The organism is Pseudomonas sp. (assembly GCF_035277045.1).
Classification (GTDB): Bacteria; Pseudomonadota; Gammaproteobacteria; order Pseudomonadales; family Pseudomonadaceae; genus Aquipseudomonas.
In genome coordinates, this window is the sequence record NZ_DATELE010000283.1 from 1 (window position 1) to 2,836 (window position 2,836).

2 protein-coding genes are annotated in these 2,836 nt (G+C 67.2%); both read left to right on the forward strand.

Annotated features, from left to right (window positions below; all coding sequences use genetic code 11):
* Positions 1-1,389: galactarate dehydratase (gene garD / locus VJS90_RS19810; protein ID WP_324123329.1), on the forward strand; the 1,389-nt coding region annotated here is incomplete at its 5' end.
* Positions 1,390-1,458: 69 nt separating this feature from the next.
* Positions 1,459-2,836: aldehyde dehydrogenase (NADP(+)) (locus VJS90_RS19815; RefSeq protein WP_324123330.1), on the forward strand; the 1,378-nt coding region annotated here is incomplete at its 3' end.

Sequence of the window (2,836 nt, forward strand, 5' to 3'; positions counted from 1 at the left end):
GACATCCCCAAGGATGCACCGGTGCGCCGTTATGGCCAGATCATCGGTTATGCGCTCCAGGACCTGCCACAAGGCAGCTGGGTGAAGGAAGACCAGCTGGGCATGCCGGCCGCGCCCGAGCTCGACAGCCTGCCGCGCTGCGATGCCATCCCCGCGCCCCTTGCGCCGCTCGAGGGCTATACCTTCGAGGGCTATCGCAACGCGGACGGTACCGTGGGCACTCGAAATATCCTCGGCATCACCACCACGGTGCAGTGCGTGACCGGGGTGCTCGACCATGCGGTCAAGCGTATCCGTGAAGAATTGCTGCCCAAGTACCCCAATGTCGACGACGTGGTGGCGCTGACCCACAGCTACGGCTGCGGCGTGGCGATCAACGCGCGCGACGCCTACATCCCGATCCGTACCGTGCGCAACCTCGCGCGCAACCCCAACCTGGGTGGCGAAGCCCTGGTGATCAGCCTGGGCTGCGAAAAGCTCCAGGCCGGCCAGGTGATGCACGACAACGATCCTTCCGTGGACCTCAGCGAGCCCTGGCTGTACCGCCTGCAGGACGCCAGCCTGGGCTTCGTCGAGATGATCGAGCAGATCATGGCGCTGGCCGACGCGCGCCTGCGCAAGCTCGACTTGCGCCGCCGCGAAACCGTGCCGGCCAGCGAGCTGATCCTGGGCATGCAGTGCGGCGGCAGCGATGCGTTTTCCGGTATCACCGCCAACCCGGCGCTGGGCTTCGCCGCCGACCTGCTGGTGCGCGCGGGCGCCACGGTGATGTTCTCGGAAGTCACCGAAGTGCGCGATGCCATCTACATGCTCACCTCGCGCGCCGAGACCCCGGAAGTCGCCGAGGCGCTGATACGCGAGATGGACTGGTACGACAAGTACCTGGAACGCGGCGCCGCTGACCGCAGCGCCAACACCACGCCTGGCAACAAGAAAGGCGGCCTGTCGAACATCGTCGAGAAATCCCTCGGCTCGATCGTCAAGTCCGGCAGTGGCGCCATCCAGGGCGTGCTTGGCCCTGGCGAACGAGTGGACCGCAAGGGCCTGATTTTCTGCGCCACGCCTGCCAGCGACTTTGTCTGCGGCACCTTGCAGCTGGCCGCCGGCATGAACCTGCACGTGTTCACCACCGGCCGCGGCACCCCCTATGGCCTGGCCATGGCGCCGGTGGTCAAGGTGTGTACCCGCAGCGAGCTGGCCCAGCGCTGGCCGGACCTGATCGACATCGACGCCGGACGCATCGCCACCGGCCGCGCGACCATCGAGGAACTAGGCTGGGAGCTGTTCCGCTACTACCTCGACGTTGCCAGCGGCCGCGAGCTGACCTGGTCCGAGAAACACAAACTGCATAACGACATCACCTTGTTCAACCCGGCGCCGGTGACTTGATCACCGGCGCAAGCCGTTCATCTGCGGCCTCGCGCCGGGACGCCCGAATTTCTAACCAAGGAGCACACCATGCCTGAGATCCTCGGCCACAATTTCATCGCCGGCCAGCGCAGCGCCACCGGCCAGCAGCGCTTGCAAAGCCTGGACGCCACCACGGGCGAAGCACTGCCCTACAGCTTTGCCCAGGCCACGGAGAGCGAAGTCGACCAGGCGGCGCAGGCAGCTGCCGCGGCCTTTGTCGAATACCGCCAGCTCAGCCCTGCCCGCCGCGCCGACTTCCTTGACGCCATCGCTGCCGAGCTGGACGAACTGGACGATGCCTTCGTGACCATCGTCTGCCGTGAAACCGCCCTGCCCGCTGGCCGCATCCAGGGCGAGCGCGGGCGCACCAGCGGGCAGATGCGCCTGTTTGCCCAGGTGCTGCGCCGCGGTGACTTCCTTGGCGCACGCATCGACCTGGCGCTGCCCGACCGCCAGCCACTGCCGCGCGTCGACCTGCGCCAGATGCGCATCGGTGTCGGCCCCGTCGCCGTCTTCGGTGCCAGCAACTTCCCGCTGGCATTCTCGACCGCCGGCGGCGACACCGCCGCGGCGCTCGCCGCTGGCTGCCCGGTGGTGTTCAAGGCGCACAGCGGCCACATGGCCACCGCCGACCTGGTAGGTTGCGCCATCCAGCGCGCCGCCGAACGCACCGGCATGCCCAAGGGCGTGTTCAACATGGTATTCGGCTCGGGCGTCGGCGAGTGGCTGGTCAAGCACCCGGCCATCCAGGCGGTGGGTTTCACCGGCTCGCTCAACGGCGGCAACGCCCTGTGCAAGATGGCCGCCGAACGCCCGCAGCCCATCCCGGTATTCGCCGAGATGTCGAGCATCAACCCGGTGATCATCCTGCCGGGCGCCCTGGCCAAGCGTGGCGAGGCCATTGCCCGCGAGCTCGCGGGTTCGGTGACCCTGGGTTGCGGGCAGTTCTGCACCAATCCTGGCCTGGTCATCAGCTTGCGTTCATCCGGGTACAGCCAGCTGCTCAGCGACCTTGGCCAGCACCTGGACCAGCAGGCCGGTCAGACCATGCTCAACGCCGGGGGCTTGCGCAGCTACAGCAAAGGCCTTGAACACCTGCAGGGCCATGCGGGCATCGAGCACCTGGCCGGCCAGCCGCAGCAGGGCAACCAGGCCCGCGCCCAGCTGTTCAAGGCCGATGCCAGCCTGCTGGTCAATGCCGATCCGCTGCTTCAGGAAGAAGTATTCGGCCCCACCACCGTGGCAGTGGAAGTCAGTGACGATGCGCAGTTGCGCGCTGCGCTGCAGGGGTTGCGCGGTCAGCTGACCGCCACCCTGATCGGCGAGCCCGAGGATCTGCAGGCCTACGCCTGGCTGGTGCCGCTACTTGAGGAAAAGGTCGGCCGCATCCTGATCAATGGCTACCCGACCGGTGTCGAGGTGTGCG